The 16,440-nt window shown below is 59.0% G+C and carries 18 protein-coding genes; 7 read left to right on the plus strand and 11 right to left on the minus strand.

Annotated elements, in window-relative coordinates; genetic code table 11:
* Positions 1-4: 4 nt before the first annotated feature.
* The 5 genes from F0155_RS19900 to F0155_RS19920 all read right to left on the minus strand — a co-directional run bounded on the left by F0155_RS19900 (position 5) and on the right by F0155_RS19920 (position 5,368).
* A complete protein-coding gene (locus F0155_RS19900) occupies positions 5-1,747 on the minus strand; it encodes a sensor histidine kinase (RefSeq protein ID WP_150526318.1) in 1,743 nt (580 codons plus the stop codon).
* Between the two features lie 68 nt (positions 1,748-1,815).
* Positions 1,816-3,435 carry a GMC family oxidoreductase gene (locus F0155_RS19905; RefSeq protein WP_150526319.1) on the minus strand — a complete coding sequence of 540 codons (1,620 nt, stop codon included), beginning with the start codon at positions 3,433-3,435 and terminating at the stop codon, positions 1,816-1,818.
* A 90-nt stretch (positions 3,436-3,525) separates the two neighbouring features.
* The gene (locus F0155_RS19910; protein ID WP_150526320.1) at positions 3,526-3,987 is read right to left on the minus strand and encodes a DUF1203 domain-containing protein; all 462 of its coding nucleotides are present in this window, start codon (positions 3,985-3,987) and stop codon (positions 3,526-3,528) included.
* Between the two features lie 76 nt (positions 3,988-4,063).
* On the minus strand, positions 4,064-4,792 hold the full coding sequence (locus F0155_RS19915; protein ID WP_150526321.1) for a tellurite resistance TerB family protein: 729 nt from the start codon (positions 4,790-4,792) through the stop codon (positions 4,064-4,066).
* Between the two features lie 102 nt (positions 4,793-4,894).
* The gene (locus tag F0155_RS19920; protein ID WP_150526322.1) at positions 4,895-5,368 is read right to left on the minus strand and encodes an Lrp/AsnC family transcriptional regulator; all 474 of its coding nucleotides are present in this window, start codon (positions 5,366-5,368) and stop codon (positions 4,895-4,897) included.
* A 122-nt stretch (positions 5,369-5,490) separates the two neighbouring features.
* Between F0155_RS19920 and hppD the strand changes: the two genes are divergently transcribed.
* The gene (gene hppD, locus F0155_RS19925) at positions 5,491-6,603 is read left to right on the plus strand and encodes a 4-hydroxyphenylpyruvate dioxygenase (protein WP_150526323.1); all 1,113 of its coding nucleotides are present in this window, start codon (positions 5,491-5,493) and stop codon (positions 6,601-6,603) included.
* A 119-nt stretch (positions 6,604-6,722) separates the two neighbouring features.
* Here hppD and F0155_RS19930 read toward each other — a convergent pair whose 3' ends face one another.
* The 4 genes from F0155_RS19930 to rsmI all read right to left on the minus strand — a co-directional run bounded on the left by F0155_RS19930 (position 6,723) and on the right by rsmI (position 10,192).
* A complete protein-coding gene (locus F0155_RS19930) occupies positions 6,723-7,640 on the minus strand; it encodes a YeeE/YedE thiosulfate transporter family protein (protein ID WP_161599848.1) in 918 nt (305 codons plus the stop codon).
* Between the two features lie 180 nt (positions 7,641-7,820).
* A complete protein-coding gene (gshB, locus tag F0155_RS19935; protein WP_150526325.1) occupies positions 7,821-8,771 on the minus strand; it encodes a glutathione synthase in 951 nt (316 codons plus the stop codon).
* 109 nt (positions 8,772-8,880) lie between these two features.
* Positions 8,881-9,282, minus strand: a complete 402-nt coding sequence (locus tag F0155_RS19940; RefSeq protein WP_150526326.1) for a YraN family protein — start codon at positions 9,280-9,282, stop codon at positions 8,881-8,883.
* Between the two features lies 1 nt (position 9,283).
* A complete protein-coding gene (rsmI, locus tag F0155_RS19945; RefSeq protein ID WP_150526327.1) occupies positions 9,284-10,192 on the minus strand; it encodes a 16S rRNA (cytidine(1402)-2'-O)-methyltransferase in 909 nt (302 codons plus the stop codon).
* 209 nt (positions 10,193-10,401) lie between these two features.
* Between rsmI and F0155_RS19950 the strand changes: the two genes are divergently transcribed.
* Both F0155_RS19950 and coaBC read left to right on the plus strand, forming a co-directional pair.
* Positions 10,402-11,604 (plus strand): penicillin-binding protein activator, encoded by a 1,203-nt coding sequence (locus F0155_RS19950; protein ID WP_192913854.1) that lies wholly within the window; start codon positions 10,402-10,404, stop codon positions 11,602-11,604.
* A 37-nt stretch (positions 11,605-11,641) separates the two neighbouring features.
* Positions 11,642-12,877, plus strand: a complete 1,236-nt coding sequence (coaBC, locus tag F0155_RS19955; protein WP_150526329.1) for a bifunctional phosphopantothenoylcysteine decarboxylase/phosphopantothenate--cysteine ligase CoaBC — start codon at positions 11,642-11,644, stop codon at positions 12,875-12,877.
* Positions 12,878-12,933: 56 nt separating this feature from the next.
* On the opposite strand, the gene F0155_RS19960 is transcribed toward coaBC, so the two are convergent.
* Positions 12,934-13,512 (minus strand): OmpA family protein, encoded by a 579-nt coding sequence (locus F0155_RS19960; protein ID WP_150526330.1) that lies wholly within the window; start codon positions 13,510-13,512, stop codon positions 12,934-12,936.
* 33 nt (positions 13,513-13,545) lie between these two features.
* On the minus strand, positions 13,546-13,965 hold the full coding sequence (locus F0155_RS19965) for a hypothetical protein (protein WP_150526331.1): 420 nt from the start codon (positions 13,963-13,965) through the stop codon (positions 13,546-13,548).
* A 170-nt stretch (positions 13,966-14,135) separates the two neighbouring features.
* On the opposite strand from F0155_RS19965, the gene dut reads away from it, so the two are divergent.
* From dut to cysK, 4 genes are all read left to right on the plus strand, one after another.
* A complete protein-coding gene (gene dut, locus F0155_RS19970; RefSeq protein WP_150526332.1) occupies positions 14,136-14,585 on the plus strand; it encodes a dUTP diphosphatase in 450 nt (149 codons plus the stop codon).
* The gene (locus F0155_RS24060) at positions 14,578-14,958 is read left to right on the plus strand and encodes an HAD family hydrolase (protein ID WP_208999386.1); all 381 of its coding nucleotides are present in this window, start codon (positions 14,578-14,580) and stop codon (positions 14,956-14,958) included. Before dut ends, F0155_RS24060 begins: the two co-directional genes overlap by 8 nt.
* Positions 14,949-15,260: an HAD-IA family hydrolase gene (locus tag F0155_RS24065; RefSeq protein WP_208999387.1), complete on the plus strand. Its 312-nt coding sequence runs from the start codon at positions 14,949-14,951 to the stop codon at positions 15,258-15,260. Before F0155_RS24060 ends, F0155_RS24065 begins: the two co-directional genes overlap by 10 nt.
* Before the next feature lie 136 nt (positions 15,261-15,396).
* On the plus strand, positions 15,397-16,356 hold the full coding sequence (cysK, locus tag F0155_RS19980) for a cysteine synthase A (RefSeq protein ID WP_150526333.1): 960 nt from the start codon (positions 15,397-15,399) through the stop codon (positions 16,354-16,356).
* The last annotated feature ends 84 nt before the right edge of the window (positions 16,357-16,440 follow it).

The following is a 16,440-nucleotide window of genomic DNA, read 5'->3' on the forward strand; positions in this document are numbered from 1 at the left end:
TCGATTATTCCGCTGCCAGTGTTTCGCTATCGGCCAGCGGGAGCTGGATGACAAACTCCGCCCCGCCGGTTTCCCGGTTTCGAACGGTAATGGACCCGCCGAAATCGTGGATGATCTTATAGGTGATCGACAGGCCCAGCCCCAACCCCTCCCCGACGTCTTTTGTCGTGAAGAACGGATCAAAGATGTGCGGCAGCACTTCCGGATCAAGCCCCGACCCGTTGTCGGCGACCGTCAGGATCGCCATGCCCTCGTGGCGGGACAGACCGAGATCAATCTTCGGCTTGCCGACATCCATCAAGGCATCGGATGCATTCGACAACAGGTTGACCAGAACCTGTTCAAGACGAATGCGCCCGCCTTTGACAATAACCGCTCCCTCTGGAAGGTCCGTTTCCAGAAGAATATCGCGCTGCTTGAGCTGCGGGCGGACCATCAGCAGCGCCTCGTCGATCACCTGATTGAGGGACACAGGGTTGACGCCGGTGCCTGATTTTCGGGTGAAGCCTTTGAGGGTTCGGGCGATTTCCGCCATCCGGGCGACCATCTTCTGGATTTTAGACAGGTTGGACCGGGCTTCCTCGGCACGTCCCCGTTCGATCAGCATATCGGCGATCTCGGCGTCGGATCGGATGGCCGCAAGCGGCTGATTGTATTCGTGACTGAGGGCTGCGGACATTTGACCAAGCGTTGCGAGCTTGGCCGCCTGAACGAGCTCGGCCTGCGTCCGCCGCAAATCCTCTTCGGCCTGCAGACGATCACGAACCTCCTGCTCCAAAAGGGTGTTTGCCTTGCGCAATTCCGCCGTGCGCGAGCGAACCCTGCGCTCCAGTCGCACTGCCTCGATCCGGTCCCGGCGGAACCGGCGGGACAGTTCATCGCGCCGGTAAATGGCAATCCCCAACAGCCCCCAGAGGATCACGCAAAGAAGCAGCGCAATGATCATGGCCCTGCCGGATTGCTGCCGTGCTTCCCCGATATCAGCAAGCACGTGCACATCCCAGCCCAGCGCCTGCAACCGGCTCGGGAGGTCGAGATATTTCGGCGCTCCCGTCACACCGGGAAGTGCGGCGGTCAACCCAAGCAATCCGGGGTCAGACGTCAGCACCTTCTCGTTCTGAACGGATGAATAGACGAGGCCGCGCCAGTCACGGACGTTGGTAACGGCAACGCGCCCGCCCTCCTCCATGGCGACGATCGGATCCTTGGACAGGGCCCAGGCCTGCTCCACATCCTGCAGGTCGACCTTGATGGCGAGCGCCCCGGCAAACCTGTTGCCACTTCGAACGCCCGACGCAAAGACATAGCTGGACGTATTTACAGGTGAACCGATCAACAGCTCGCGCCCCAGCTGCCCCTGAACGGCCTGCCGAAACGCTGTTGGCACCGCATGCAGGTCCGGCTCGGTTCTTTCCTTGGCATTTTCCAGGCTGGAGGCGACGAGTTTTCCCGCATCATCCAGAAACCAGACTTCCTGCGCACCGCCCATGCCCGCCGCGATAGCAGCCACCTGTCGTCCCAATATCGGGTCCTTGGTGACCAACGTTTGATAGACATCAGGACTGCGCGCCATCAACGGCGCCATCAGGCGAAACTTGTCGAGCAGCTTTTCCAGAACGGCTGACTGGACCTCGAGGGTCGCAAGGCTGCGGGTTTCGACCTCGTTCAGGAAAAAACGGAGACTGACCACACCGGTCAGCCAGATCACGGCAAGGCTCAGGCACATCGCAAGCGATGCCAGCCCCATTCTCGCCCGCGATCTGATCCGGTGTCTCACCAGCCCAACCCTTACTGCAGTTTCCACCTCTGCCGCACTCAGGCGGCGCTCCGAGCCTTCCTGTCGGCACGGATCATGTCCGCCCCCTTCTCCCCGATCATGATCGCCGGAGCGTTCGTGTTGCCGGACGTGATGGTCGGCATGATCGAGGCATCGGCGATGCGGATGCCTGCAACGCTGCGCAGGCGCAATCTTTCATCGACCACGGAATCGGGATCAGAGCCCATCCGGCAGGTGCCCACGGGATGGAAAATCGTTGTTCCGATGGTCCCCGCAGCCTGTGCCAGTTCCTCATCGGACACCAGATTGGCTCCCGGCAGATATTCTTCAGGCGTATGCCCGGCCAAGGGGCTCGCCGCCATGATCCGTCTTGTCAGACGGATGGAATCGGCTGCGACCTTCCGGTCTCCCTCGGTGGACAGGTAGTTCGCGAGGATTTCCGGCTGCACCGCCTTGTCGGGCGATGTGATGTGGCAGTGGCCTCGACTTTCCGGCCGCAGATTGCAGATGCTGGCCGTGATTGCCGGAAAATCGTGCAAGGGATCGCCAAACTTGTCCAGCGACAGGGGCTGCACGTGGAATTCGACATTCGCTGTTTCGAAGGATGGATCGCTCTTGGCAAATACGCCTAGCTGGCTTGGCGCCATGGACATCGGGCCGGACCTTGTGAGCATGTATACTAGACCGATTTTCGCCTTGCCGATCCAGCTGTTTGCCATCTGGTTCAAAGTCTTGGCACCAGACACCTTGAAGATGGTGCGCAATTGCAGGTGATCCTGCAGATTGGCACCGACTTGCCGGGCCTCCCTGACGACATCGACACCTGCAGCGCTCAAAACTTCGGGATCGCCGATGCCGGAAAGCTCCAAAAGTTGCGGCGAGCCAATGGCACCGGCAGCAAGCACCAGCTCCCCATCAATCGCCACCCGTGACGGCACGCCCTTCACGTCCAGCTCGAGAGCCGTGGCCCGACCTTCGTTCACCACAATCCGCGAGGCATGCGCCTCTGTGATCACCTTCAGGTTCGGGCGCTTCATGGCCGGGCGCAGAAACGCCTTGGCCGCATTGACCCGGACACCGGAGCGCTGGGTTACCTGAAAATAGGACGAGCCGAGATTGTCACCGCTGTTGAAATCCTTGACCTTCGGGATACCCACTTCGGCGCAGGCCTCGCGGAAGGCATCGAGAATATCCCAGGAAAGTCGCTGTTCCTCCACCCTCAGGCCACCGCCCTGCCCGTGCAGCTCATCGTTCCAGGCGTAGTGATCTTCGGATTTTCTGAAATAGGGCAACACATCGTCCCAGCCCCATCCGGGCAGGCCCATCTGTCGCCAGCCGTCATAGTCGCGGGCCTGACCACGCATGTAGATCATACCGTTGATGGATGAGCATCCACCCAGGACCTTGCCGCGCGGATACATGAGGGAGCGACCATTGAGGCCCGGATCAGGTGCGGTCTTGAACCCCCAATCGGTTCGCGGATTACCCATGCAATAGAGATAACCGACGGGAATATGGACCCAGATGTAATTGTCGTCCTTGCCCGCCTCCAGGAGCAGGACCTTCACGTCCGGGTCTTCCGACAGCCGGTTGGCCAGCACACATCCGGCAGACCCTGCGCCAACAATCACATAATCCCAGGTTCCGAGATCCTGCATGGTTCCTCCAATGTCATTTTGGCTGATGGAGGCATGCGGCGGGCAAACGGTCAAGTCCGGCATATTACCCGCAAGGTCACTTGCAAGGTGTCAGCTTCGCTCCACCCGGGCTGCAAAACATCCCGGACGGGCGAAATGAACATGGAGATAGTCAGCATCCGGATTGGCGAACTGACGGATAATTTCAGCATCCACGACGCTGCCATCCACAACATCCGCCTCCACAATGCGTCCCTGCGTGTTGAAGGCACGCACCGAGAGAAGGCGCTCGGCAATCATCGCCGGAACAACGCCCGGTGCCACAGTTGCCTCTTGCGCGTTTTCGCGGACATAGATCGCATGGCGGGAACGGTAGGGAGAGTGCGCCGATTGATGCTCATGATTGACGAGAAACACCCGCTCACCGGCAGGCGCGTCTTGCAGGCTTACTCGGCAGGGGCATTTACCGTCGGAAATGTGAATGTCGACGGCACGGGCGGCAAGTTCGGCGAATGACAAACCATTCAGATAGCTGAAATCCGCAGCGGCGAGCGGGATAAACCGAAAGGACATGTGTCTGGTCTCCTGTTGGTGGAGACCAGACCTAAGCTTGAGGGCGTACGAGCGACACCCGATTTGCGAGCGTCGTTTATCCGGCGAGTTCCGCCTCGCGTACGGCCATTTCAATCTCATCCACGAGCGCCGGATCGAGCTGCAAGCGGGCTGCCAGCATCTGCAGATAGGCCTTTTCCGCCGGGTGATCCGGATCAATTGCCAATCGGGAGGCCGCGTAGATTTCGGCGGCTGTTTCCGGGCAGGAGGCACTGGCCACAACCTTGTCCAGATCAAGCGGTGCGCGCAGTTCATCCATTAGGAAAGCCTTGGCTTCGCTGTCGAGTCCGGCTTCGCCGATCTTGTCAAAGATGCGGCCTTGTTCCTCGGCATCGATATGACCGTCTGCCTTGGCAGCGGAAATCATTGCGACAAGCAGGTTGATGGCAAACTGGTTTTCGCCGCCCGGCTGACGGGCCGGGTCAAACGCCGTATCGCGCGGGGCCTCGATCGGGATCGGCTCATTTGACGGATAGGACGGACGCGGCTGTCCCTGCTGATTGGCCTGATACCCCTGATAGGCCTTGTAAGCGAGACCCGCGACAAGGGCCAGACCACCATAGGTAACCGCCTTGGAGCCGATCTTGCGACCGGTTTTGGTGCCGAGCATCAGGCCCGCGAGACTGCCCAGAGCCAATCCGCCCTTTTGGGACGACAGAAAATCCTTGCCTTGCGCAAGAAGGTCGCCGGATTGCCCGCGCCCGCCAGAGCGGCCACCGCCCTGGCTTCCCAAAAACTGATCCAGCAAGGATTTTGCATCAAACATTCTGCTCTGGCTCCCGATATGCCCTTTTTCAGGGTCAAGCTTCGTTCCGGCTCTACACATGGGGGATCAGGGCAGGGACCGCAAGTTTTCAGCAGGTCCGGGTTACAAATTATCGCCGAGAGGCAGAAAATTGTCGTCCTTCAGCGTTTCCATGGCGATGGAAGAGCGCACATTCTGTACCGCCTCTTGCGGCAGGAGTTCATCGTTGATGATGCGGGACAGCGCCTTCAGATCCCGGACGACGATTTTCAGCAGATAATCAACGTCACCGGTCAAGGTATGGGCTTCCTGCACTTCCGGCATCGCGGTCACCATGTTGCGGAACTTGCGTGCATTTTCGCGGCTATGAGCACCCAGCGTAACGCCGACGAACGCCGTTACCGTCAGGCCCAGCGCTTCCGGGTCAAGGGCGGCCCTGTATCTGCGGATGACGCCGTCATTTTCCAGCTTTTGCCGCCGTCTGGAAATCTGGCTTGCGGACAAGCCGATCCGCTCGGACACTTCCTGATTGGTGAGCGCAGCATTTTCCTGCAAGGCGCCCAGGATCTTCATGTCAAAGCCATCCAGCGCAATCATTGTGCATCAATCTCGCAATATTATTCATTTCAGTGCATCAATATACGGGATTTCCCATGCTTTGCACACACATTGCGCCCGATTGGTTTCATTCTTGACCAAATTCTTTCAGGAGGAAGTTCATGGGTCCGTTTCCGCACGATGCGCCACCGGCGCAAATCTCCGACGAAAACCCGGCTGGCACCGACGGCTTCGAGTTTGTCGAGTTCTCTCACCCGGAACCGGAGAAGCTGGACACCCTGTTCCGTAAGATGGGCTTTGTTCCCGTCGCAAAGCACAAGACCAAGGAAATCACCCTCTATCGTCAGGGCGATGTGACTTATGTGCTGAATGCTGAACCCAGCTCCTTTGGCATGAAATTCGTCGACCAGCACGGCCCGTGCGCCCCGTCCATGGCCTGGCGCGTTGTCGATGCAAAGCACGCCTTCGACCACGCCGTTGCCAAGGGCGCAACGCCCTATGAAGGCACTGACAAGACACTGGAGGTACCGGCCATTGTCGGTATCGGCGGATCGCTGCTCTATTTCATCGACACCTACGGCGCAAAGGGCTCTGCCTATGAGGCCGAATTCAACTGGCTGGAGGCGGTCAACCCGCAGCCGGAAGGTGTTGGCTTCTACTATCTCGACCACCTGACCCACAATGTCTATCGCGGCAACATGGACAAGTGGTGGGACTTCTACCGCGACCTGTTCGGCTTTTCCCAGATCCACTTCTTCGACATTGATGGCCGGATTACGGGCCTTGTCAGCCGCGCGATCACGTCCCCCTGTGGCAAGATCCGCATTCCGCTGAACGAGTCGAAGGACGACACCAGCCAGATCGAGGAATATCTTCGCAAATACAAGGGCGAAGGCATCCAGCACATCGCGGTCGGTTGCGACAATATCTACGACTGCACGGACAAGCTGGCGGCGAATGAGCTGAAATTCATGCCGGGCCCGCCGGACACTTACTACGAGATGTCAAAGGAGCGCGTACACGGCCATGACGAGCCGCTCGACCGGATGCGCAAGCACGGCATCCTGATCGACGGGGAAGGGGTGGTGAATGGCGGCATGACAAAGATCCTGCTGCAGATCTTCTCCAAGACGGTCATCGGGCCGATCTTCTTCGAGTTCATCCAGCGCAAGGGCGACGAGGGCTTTGGTGAAGGCAACTTCCGCGCCCTGTTTGAGTCCATTGAAGAAGACCAGATCCGCCGCGGCGTGATCAAGGTGGACGCAGCCGAGTAAGAGCTGCCTCTTTTGAAAAACTGAACCCCGTCTGGCACCCCACCGCCGAACGGGGTTTTTCTTCTGGGTCTGACCAGACAGGCGACTGGCGTCAGCACGGTTTGGCACTCAAGGGTTCGTCAGGCCGCAGCTCTCCTGAGCTTTGACTTCGCCAAAACGAGCACCGCTACCGTCCCGACCATAACAGCGTAGGCGACGAGGCCATGCAGGACGAAGTTCGGGATGGTCCAAAGCAGCAACGTGTCGTTGCCGCCGCCGGTAAAGATTGCCCCCAACCCCATCAAAATTCCGCCCAGAAAGCATAGAACCGCGCGTTGCAGGTGAGGGGCTTGCAGGGAAAATCTGGAATTCAGGATTGACCCGATGGTTGCGCCCGCAAAAAGCGCCAGGATCGTCAGCTCGATTTCGAGGGTCTGCGACAGTCCCTTGCCGGAGAGAATGCGCCCGACCCACGCCTCATAGCTCCAGTCAGGATTGCTCGCAAAGGTGAGGGCAGCGGCAAGTCCCATGACGCACAGTGCGAATATCGCCTGTTCCCGGTTTTTCACGACCCGAAAGAGCCCATAGACAGCGCCTGCGCCCGCGAGCCCGACAGCGCCCCAGAATATCCCCGTGTCTGTGTCCAGCGCCGCCATTTGAAAGTGAAATCCGGGCAGAGCATCCAACTGCCAGTCGGCGCTGATCTTGCGCGCGACCACCAGCCCCGCGAAGGTCATCAGATAGGCGGAATCGCCGGATGTCAGCCGCCCGATGGTTCCGATGAAACAGCCATTGTTCAGCCACGCCCCAATCCCCATGGCAATGGAGGCGGCGATCAAAACCGCATCGATCGGCAGTTCACGGGCAATCGGGAGCTTTTCCGGAAAAAGCATCTTGAGCGCGAGAAGGCTGATTGTCGCAAAACACACCGCAATGCCGATCCCGATCAGCCAATCCGGCTTCCCTCGTGTGACAAGCCGCGTGGTGGCCGCAACCGTGCAGGTGCTCGCTCTCGACAGGGAGAACCCCAGCACAAACGCAAATAACACTATGAACATGCCGAACATGGACGACCCAGACTAACCAAACTCAGAGGGTGGAGCGCTCATCCATGCCCCAAAATTTCACAAATGGAAACGCAAAGAGCCCGCACATGGCGGGCTCCGATGTCAAAGAAACGTGATCGATTGGTCTAAACTGCAGGCCATTTGAAGCGCTTAGGGCTGGCCTTGTCCCGCCTATTCGGTGGCGGAAATCTTGGCTTCCAGCACGTCCCAGACCTTTGCGGCAATGTCGGGACCGCCAAGTCTTTTCACGGCCCGAATGCCGGTCGGGGCCGTGACGTTGATCTCCGTCAGCATGCCGTCAATCACATCTATGCCGACCAGGATCAGTCCCTTTTCACGCAGCGCGGGACCAAGACGCAGGCAGATTTCCAGTTCGCGGTCGGTCAGTTCGCTATCGGTCGGTGATCCGCCACGCACCATGTTGGAGCGAAGGTCACCGGCTGCCGGGACACGGTTGACCGCTCCGGCAAACTCACCGTCCACCAGCAGGATACGCTTGTCGCCATGTTTCACATTGGGCAGGAATTGCTGGATGACCCAGGGCTCGCGGAATGTCGCGGCGAAAAAGTCATAGAGCGAGCCGTAGTTGAGGTCGTCATTGGTGATGCGGAAGACGGCAGCGCCGCCATGACCGAACAGCGGCTTCATGACGATGTCGCCATATTCGGCCCGGAAGAGGTCGATTTCCGCCCGGTCGCGGGTGATCAGCGTCGGCGGCATCAGGTCGGCAAATTCGGTGACGAACAGCTTTTCCGGGGCATTGCGCACTTCGGTCGGGTTGTTGACCACCAGCGTGTTGGGATGGATCTTGTCGAGGATGTGGGTTGCCGCAATATAGGCCAGATCAAAGGGCGGGTCCTGACGCATCAAGACCACATCCATGTCCAGCATGTTGCTGCGCTGACGTTCACCCAGCGTGAAGTGGTTTCCCTTTTCGTCCCGCACTTCCACCGGCTCGAGCGCGCAGAACACATCGTCGCCGATCATCGCAAGCCGATCAGGCGTATAGTGGTAAAGCTCGTGACCGCGCGCCTGCGCTTCCAGCATCAGCGCAAAGGCACTGTCCCCGGTAATGTTAATCGAGGAAATATGGTCCATCTGGACGGCGACCTTCAGGGCCATCGGATTACTCCCGTGCGAACGCAAGGACGACCTTGCGCAATTGGGTGATCATGTTGTCCAGATATGCGGATCGCACCAGGCTTTGTCCAGTAGGCGCAAGGTGTTGATTTCATTCCGCCGCCTGAAACGCACTCACAATGCGCTCCGGCCAGCGCCATGGCCGGACAATCACGACATCGAAACGCAGGGTGAAAAACCCGGCTTTCGGATGTTCTGCGATGAAGATTTTTGCGGCCCGGACGATACGCCTTTGGCTTGCAGGGGTGACAGCCTCCATGGCGGCTGCCCGGGTTCGGCGCGCCTTGACCTCGATGAAGGCTACCGTCTTGCCTCTCTTTGCAATGAGGTCGATTTCTCCTGCCTTGGTCTTGTAGCGATGCTTCAGGATACGCCAACCGGTCAGGCGGAGGGACCATGCTGCAAAGGTTTCGGCGGAAAGCCCAAGGCCATGAGCCTTGCGGCGTTTGCCGGTTTCAGCTTCGCCCTTTATTGGCCCGCCCTTTGCTGCCATGTCAGGCGGCTCCGTCCTTCAGCTCCAGCGCTCGCTTGTAAAGATCACCGCGATCAAGACCCGTCGCCTTTGCGACTTTTTTGGCAGCTGCACTGACCGGCATGTCTGCAAGGGCTTCGCGCAACAGCTCGTCCGCATCAGCACCTTCAGCTTCCGGCCGGTCTTCGGGCGGGCCGACAAGAATGACGATCTCGCCTTTCACCTGCTCTCCGTCAAACCGGGTCGCCAAATCCTCCAGAGACCCACGCTCGAAGGTTTCAAAGCGTTTGGTCAGTTCTCGGGCGACAATCGCCTCACGCTCGCCCCCCAACATCTCGGCCATCAATTTGAGCGTTGCTCCCACCCGGTGAGGCGATTCAAAAAACGCCAGTGTTGCCTTGATGCCGGCCAGCTCGTTCAAGCGGCTTGTTTTCGGCCCGCCTTTTTGCGGCAGGAAGCCCGCAAATACCAGCGTGTCACTTGGAAGGCCGGACGCCACGAGAGCCGCAAGCGGCGCAGATGCGCCGGGGATCGGAATAACCTTGTGTCCTTCCGCCAGAACATCTCGCACAAGCCGATAGCCGGGATCGGAGACAAGCGGTGTGCCTGCATCACTGACCAGAGCAATGGCCTCACCGCGTTCCAGGGCGGCCAGCAGACGCGGGCGCTGCTTTTCCGCGTTATGCTCGTGATAGGGCAACAGCTGTGCCTTCAGGCCGAACCGGTGCGTGAGGGTGGACGTCACCCTTGTATCCTCGCAGGCTATGAGTGTGGCTGCGGCCAGCGTTTCCAGCGCCCGGACCGTTATGTCTCCAAGATTTCCGATCGGGGTGGAGACGATATAAAGGCCCGGTTCGAGAGGAGGGGCCTGAAAAGCATGCGCCGACAGGCTGTAGCGCCGATCTCCTGCGACCTTGTCGACAGTTTCCATGGAGTGCTCCCGTGCTGTCCGCCTGGCTGGTCGCAAAAATGCCCATTTTGGGCGTTGTTTTCAGCGCTACAAGGCATTTTACTGATATTCAAGTTAAAATCTGACGCCAAATCAGGTGTTGCACCTTGATCTCGCGACGAAACTGGACACACCCTTCGTGAAACCGTAAGTGTCTCGTGAAGTTTACCAAGGAGGCTGGGGTGCAGCGTATGCAACTGGGAAGAAAAGCCACACACTGGGCGCGGTCAATCGTTGTCGGCGCAGCAGCTCTTGCGCTGGCCGCGTGTCAGGGATCGTCCCTCGGCTCACTTCCCGGAACCTCGATTTCAACGGACCTTGCGCCGCAAACCACCGGCGATGTGATCGGCACCGGTTCGGTACGTGTCGGCCTTCTGCTTCCGCTGAGCGGCAGCAATGGTGCGACATCCATCGGGACTGTCTTCCGCAACTCTGCAGAGCTTGCCCTTTCCAACTTTCCCAATGCTGATATCCAGCTCCTGATCAAGGACACGGGCGGCACGGTGGAAGGCGGACGGGCAGCGGCCCAGTCTGCCATCGCCGAAGGCGCTGAATTTATTCTGGGCCCGGTCTTCTCCAACGCCGTTTCGGGCGCTGCAACGATTGCGCGCTCGTCGGGCGTCCCGGTTGTTGCCTTCTCAACCGACACAGCCGTTGCATCGACTGGCGTCTATCTCCTCAGCTTCCTGCCTGCCGGAGACGTGAAACGCATCATCGGTTATGCCGCGAGCCAGCAGAAGAAGTCCTTCGCCGCACTCATTCCGGACAATTCGTATGGAGCAGTTGTTGAAGCCGCGTTCCGTCAGGAAGTCGGACGGGCAGGGGCACGCATTGTCTCGATCCAGCGCTACTCGGCAACCGGAACCGACACTTCGGACCTTGCTGCCAAGGCACAGGCAATTGCTGCCAGTGCCGGGCAGATTGACGCGCTCTTCGTGCCGGACGGGGGAGGCGTACCCGGTCTTGTTGTGCAGACCCTGAGCGCGGCCGGCGCAAATTTCGGGAACCTGAAGGTGCTTGGCAGCGGGCAGTGGGACACGCAGCAGATGAAGTCCAATCCGCTTCTGGCCGGAAGCTGGTATCCCGGTCCGGACGGGGCCGGTTTCCAGTCCTTTGCTGATCGTTACAAGTCGACCTACAATTCAGTCCCTCCGCGCAATGCAACGCTTGCCTATGATGGGGTAACCCTTGCCGCAGGCCTTGTTCGTTCAGCCGGGCAACAGCGCTTCTCGCGCAACGTTCTCACCAATCAGGACGGCTTCATCGGCATTGACGGCCTGTTCCGCTTCCTTGGTAACGGGCAGAACGAACGTGGCCTTGCGGTCTATCAGATGACCGGATCGGGCAGCCAGGTGGTGTCTCCAGCGCCGCGCGATTTCCGCACGGCCCGCTGACAGGTTACGTTTAAAGGCGCCAACCCAGGAGGCCGGAGTGCTGAACGGCAAGCGGATTGTTCTGATCATCAGTGGCGGCATCGCGGCCTACAAGGCTCTCGACCTGATCCGGCGTCTCAAGGAACGCGGCGCGCGGGTCATCCCGGTCATGACGCGCGGCGCACAACAGTTCATCACGCCGCTTGCAGTCGGGTCCCTGTCTGCGGAAAAGGTCTACACCGAACTGTTTGACCGGGAGGCCGAACAGGATGTCGGGCACATTCGTCTTGCCCGTGACAATGATCTCATCCTCATCGCACCGGCAACTGCCGATCTGATGGCCAAGATGGCCCACGGGATTGCAGATGACCTGGCAACAGCGGTCCTTCTGGCAACGGACAAGCCCGTGCTCGTTGCGCCCGCGATGAACCCGAAAATGTGGGCAAACCCTGCAACGGCAAGGAACGTCGAAACGCTGACGCAGGACGGAAAGGTCTTCATCGGTCCCGAGCGCGGAGAAATGGCGGAAAGCGGCGAGGCCGGGCTTGGCCGGATGTCCGAACCGCTTGAGATCGTAGCGGCAGCCGAAGCCCTCTTTTCACGTGAAACGGTTTCTGACCCAGCGGCAAAGGCGGACCTCCCGCTTTACGGGAAGCACATTGTCATCACCTCCGGTCCGACGCACGAGCCTATCGATCCGGTGCGCTATATTGCCAACCGCTCGTCAGGCAAACAGGGCCATGCAATTGCAGCCGCAGCAGCGCGCGCAGGGGCAAAGGTGACTCTGATTTCAGGCCCGGTGACCGTGCCGGATCCGGCAGGCGTCACCGTGGTCAAGGTCGAAACAGCCAGACAAATGCTGGAGGCCGTTCAGGCCGCTCTTCCTGCTGATGTTGCCATCATGGCCGCTGCGGTGGCCGACTGGCGCGCGGCCACGGATTTTGACCAGAAGATAAAGAAGGACGGCAGCGGAAAGGTGCCGGCTCTCTCGCTGACCGAAAACCCGGATATTCTGGCCACGATAGGCCACCATGCCACGCTTCGGCCCGGCCTTCTGATCGGCTTTGCTGCCGAAACACAGAACCTGATTGCGAACGCGCAGTCCAAGCTTGCCCGAAAAAAGGCCGACTGGATCGTTGCCAATGATGTAAGCCCGGAAGGCGGCGTGATGGGCGGCGACAACAATACGGTGCGGATTGTTTCTGCCAAGGGTGTTGAGGACTGGCCGCAGATGGGCAAGGACGACGTGGCCGCACGCCTTGTCGCACGAATTGCCGATTTCCTGAACGCATAGAAAAGGGCGACCAAACGGCCGCCCGATTCCCGTTCGTTTTATCGTTTCAGGTAGCGTCAGTAGCCGACATTGATCAGCTGAACACGGCGGTTGATCGCCCCGTCCGGATCTGCAGGATCACGCAGTTGCTCTTCACCAAGGCCAACTGCCTCCAGACGATCTGCAGGCACCCGGAATGTGGTGACCAGTGCGTCACGAACCGCTTCAGCCCGCTTTTGCGACAGGTTGAGATTGTACTCACGGTCGCCCTTTGCATCCGTATGCCCGACCACAAAGAACTTTGCGCCCCAGAGATACGGGGTGTGCAGGGCGTCTGCGATGACGCCGATCGTCTCGTAGGATTCAGGACGAATGCGCGCGGAATCGAAGTCGAAGGTGACCTCTACATTGAACTGCCGCAGCTGGTTCAGTTTCGCCGCCAGCGGCAGGACTTCTGTGGCGTTGTCGCCCGGAAAGCGCTTGATATGTTCAAAGGCCTGCTTGCGCAGGTCGTCTGCGCTGAACTCGACCTTTTCCTGCGCTCCTTGCAGGGAGTTGACGATTTCATTGCGGGACAGCTTGGTCTGGGCAAATGCGCCGGTAACTGACAGGGCAGATGCAACCACCGCACCGAGAAGAATGTTTGAGATTTTCATGAAAGGCTCCGAAACAATATCCAAAATGCAGGCTTAGCGGTAACCGGCCCAGTCGATGGCCTGGTTACAGTCCTTGCCGACCACCTTTTCGGCCTTCAGCAGACACTTGAGGATATGCCCGGAACCCGGTTTCATGCCCTTGCAATACTGACGCGAATCCCGCTCACAGACTTTCGGTACAGCCGCCTGTGCCGCAAAGCGTGCTTCCAGAAGTGCGGAAACACGCGCCCGATCCACATTGCATTGGTCAGAGACCTTGGACTTGTTGTTTTCGAGGCAACTTCCGATCTCGTTGTTGCCCAGATTGGCTGATTTGCAGTAGGTCTCAATATCCTTGCCACAGCTTGAGCTCAGTATCTTGATGGCCTCTGCAAAACCCACTGTCTGAGCGTTGGCAGCTGGCGCAAACCCAGCCCAGACCAAGGCCGACAGGAGACAGAAAATACGAACCATGACGCAATAACCCCCATAAACGGTATCAAATACGGAACGCACCTTTTCAGGTTGCATGCAGTCTCGCAAGACGACTCTCGGATAAATTGCACTGCACAATCCAAAAGATCGCCTCCACGCCCATTTGCCCTCGTAAATTGCACCAATCCCCAATGCCTAAGGACCCCGCCATGTCTCAAAAACTGGAACTTTGTCGTCTCCCCCATGCGGAAGGACTTCCTCTACCGGCCTACCAGACACGTGATGCCGCCGGGTTTGACCTCGTAGCAGCCGTGAGCGAGCCGATGACCTTGTCTCCCGGAGAAAGGGCGCTTGTTCCCACCGGCCTCACCATGGCCCTGCCGGTTGGCCATGAGGGACAGGTGCGCCCACGCTCGGGACTGGCTGCCAAGCATGGCATCACCGTTCTCAACACTCCCGGCACAGTGGATGCCGACTACCGGGGAGAAGTGAAGGTTATCCTTATCAATCTCGGCGCTGAGCCTTTCGTGATCGAACGTGGTATGCGGATTGCGCAGATGGTCATCGCCCCAGTGGTCCAGGTTGAATTTGCGGAGGTTTACGCCCTGTCAGACACCACTCGCGGGGCGGGCGGCTTTGGATCAACCGGACGTGCGTGAGGTGTCGATGGGGCGTGGTTCTTCGCCGAAACTCGTTATCTTTGATTGTGATGGCGTGCTCGTGGACACCGAACGCCAGACAAATCAAACTCTTGCAGACATGATCACGGAGCTGGGCACTCCCATGACCGGCCCGGAAAGCCAGCGGCTTTTCATGGGCCGCACGTTAGAGAATGTTCAGCGAATGGTGGAGGACCTGACCGGCAAAACCCTGCCCTCCAGCTGGCCGGACGAGATTAGAAAGCGCGACCTTGAAGCATTTGCTGCAGGTGTTGATCCGATTTCTGGGGTATTCGATGTGCTCGATGATCTCGACCGCCGAAGCATCCCCTATTGTGTCGCGTCTTCGGGAAATACGCCAAGATGCATGTGACGCTGGGCAGCTCTGGCCTGCTGCACCGATTGCAGGACCGGCTTTTTTCCGCTCAGGATTGCGAACGAGGCAAACCTGCACCCGACGTCTTTCTGCTGGCCGCCCGCACGATGGGATATGATCCGGCAAATTGTGTCGTCATCGAGGATAGTTTGCCGGGTGTGCGTGCAGGCATCGCCGCTGGCATGCGTGTGCTTGCCTTTGTCGAGGACCCTGCCTGCGACCGCACTGCCATGGAAGCTGAAGGGGCAGAGCTGTTTGAAGACATGAAGCATCTGCCGGATCTTCTTTTTCCATCCTGAGAGGATTTGTCGGAAAACAATTTCGCAGTGTCTCCGGCGGACGCACAATCAGCCCCTTAAATCTCGGCCAAAGCCGTACTACGTTACCACCCAACAAATTCAAGGCGGTCAACACCGCCCAATCCGGGAGCAAGACATGAGCAGTGAAACGCGCGGACGCGGCAAGATCTATTCCTCCATCATCGACACCATTGGCGACACTCCGATCGTGCGGCTGGACAAGTTGGCAAAGGCCCATGGGGTGAAGGCCAACCTGATGGGCAAGCTGGAGTTCTTCAATCCGATCGCCAGCGTGAAAGATCGTATCGGCGTTGCCATGATCGAGGCGCTGGAAAAGGACGGCAAGATCGAGCCGGGCAAGTCCGTTCTTGTTGAACCGACCTCTGGCAACACAGGCATCGCGCTTGCCTTTGCAGCCGCTGCCAAAGGCTACCGTCTCATTCTGGTGATGCCGGAAACCATGTCTGTCGAGCGCCGCAAGATGTTCAAGATCCTCGGGGCCGAGCTGGAGCTGACCGAAGGCCCGAAGGGCATGAAGGGTGCAATTGCGCGTGCGGAAGAACTGGCAGCAGAGATCGAAAACGCGGTCATTCCGCAGCAGTTCCAGAACCCGGCCAACCCGGAAATCCACCGCAACACAACGGCAGAGGAAATCTGGAACGACACCAACGGCGAAATCGACGTTTTCGTGTCCGGCATCGGCACCGGTGGCACGATCACCGGCGTTTCGCAGGTTCTCAAGAGCCGCAAGCCGAACCTTCACGTTGTTGCAGTCGAGCCGGAAGACAGCCCGATCCTGTCGGGCGGCAATCCCGGCCCGCACAAGATCCAGGGCATTGGTGCAGGCTTCGTACCGGGCGTCCTGGACACAAGCGTCTACAATGAAGTCCAGACGATCTCCAACGACGATGCCTTTGCAACGGCCCGTGAAGTTGCGCGCACCGAAGGCGTGCCCGTCGGCATTTCCTCCGGCGCGGCCCTGACTGCCGCTATCCGCGTTGGCCAGCGAGATGACATGGCTGGCAAGAACATCGTGGTGATCATTCCGTCCTTTGCAGAGCGTTATCTCTCCACGGCCCTGTTCGAAGGCCTTTAACAGGCTGCTGAACAACGCCTTGCGTTTGCGCAATCTCAGTCCTGCGGTTTGATTTTGGACGGTTTGAGCAGCCGCGGGCGCCGG

Origin of the sequence: Roseibium sediminis (assembly GCF_008711325.1) — a bacterium.
Lineage (GTDB): Bacteria > Pseudomonadota > Alphaproteobacteria > Rhizobiales > Stappiaceae > Roseibium > Roseibium sediminis.

Coding starts and splice junctions, on each gene's coding strand:
- F0155_RS24065 (WP_208999387.1), top strand. CDS start 14,949: ATGCATGTGACGCTGGGCAGCTCTGGCCTGCTGCACCGATTGCAGGAC.
- gshB (WP_150526325.1), bottom strand. CDS start 8,771: ATGGCCCTGAAGGTCGCCGTCCAGATGGACCATATTTCCTCGATTAAC.
- dut (WP_150526332.1), top strand. CDS start 14,136: ATGTCTCAAAAACTGGAACTTTGTCGTCTCCCCCATGCGGAAGGACTT.
- F0155_RS19950 (WP_192913854.1), top strand. CDS start 10,402: ATGCAACTGGGAAGAAAAGCCACACACTGGGCGCGGTCAATCGTTGTC.
- rsmI (WP_150526327.1), bottom strand. CDS start 10,192: ATGGAAACTGTCGACAAGGTCGCAGGAGATCGGCGCTACAGCCTGTCG.
- F0155_RS19915 (WP_150526321.1), bottom strand. CDS start 4,792: ATGTTTGATGCAAAATCCTTGCTGGATCAGTTTTTGGGAAGCCAGGGC.
- F0155_RS19900 (WP_150526318.1), bottom strand. CDS start 1,747: ATGGGGCTGGCATCGCTTGCGATGTGCCTGAGCCTTGCCGTGATCTGG.
- F0155_RS19965 (WP_150526331.1), bottom strand. CDS start 13,965: ATGGTTCGTATTTTCTGTCTCCTGTCGGCCTTGGTCTGGGCTGGGTTT.
- hppD (WP_150526323.1), top strand. CDS start 5,491: ATGGGTCCGTTTCCGCACGATGCGCCACCGGCGCAAATCTCCGACGAA.
- F0155_RS19920 (WP_150526322.1), bottom strand. CDS start 5,368: ATGATTGCGCTGGATGGCTTTGACATGAAGATCCTGGGCGCCTTGCAG.
- F0155_RS19940 (WP_150526326.1), bottom strand. CDS start 9,282: ATGGCAGCAAAGGGCGGGCCAATAAAGGGCGAAGCTGAAACCGGCAAA.
- cysK (WP_150526333.1), top strand. CDS start 15,397: ATGAGCAGTGAAACGCGCGGACGCGGCAAGATCTATTCCTCCATCATC.
- F0155_RS19930 (WP_161599848.1), bottom strand. CDS start 7,640: ATGTTCATAGTGTTATTTGCGTTTGTGCTGGGGTTCTCCCTGTCGAGA.
- F0155_RS19910 (WP_150526320.1), bottom strand. CDS start 3,987: ATGTCCTTTCGGTTTATCCCGCTCGCCGCTGCGGATTTCAGCTATCTG.
- F0155_RS19905 (WP_150526319.1), bottom strand. CDS start 3,435: ATGCAGGATCTCGGAACCTGGGATTATGTGATTGTTGGCGCAGGGTCT.
- F0155_RS19960 (WP_150526330.1), bottom strand. CDS start 13,512: ATGAAAATCTCAAACATTCTTCTCGGTGCGGTGGTTGCATCTGCCCTG.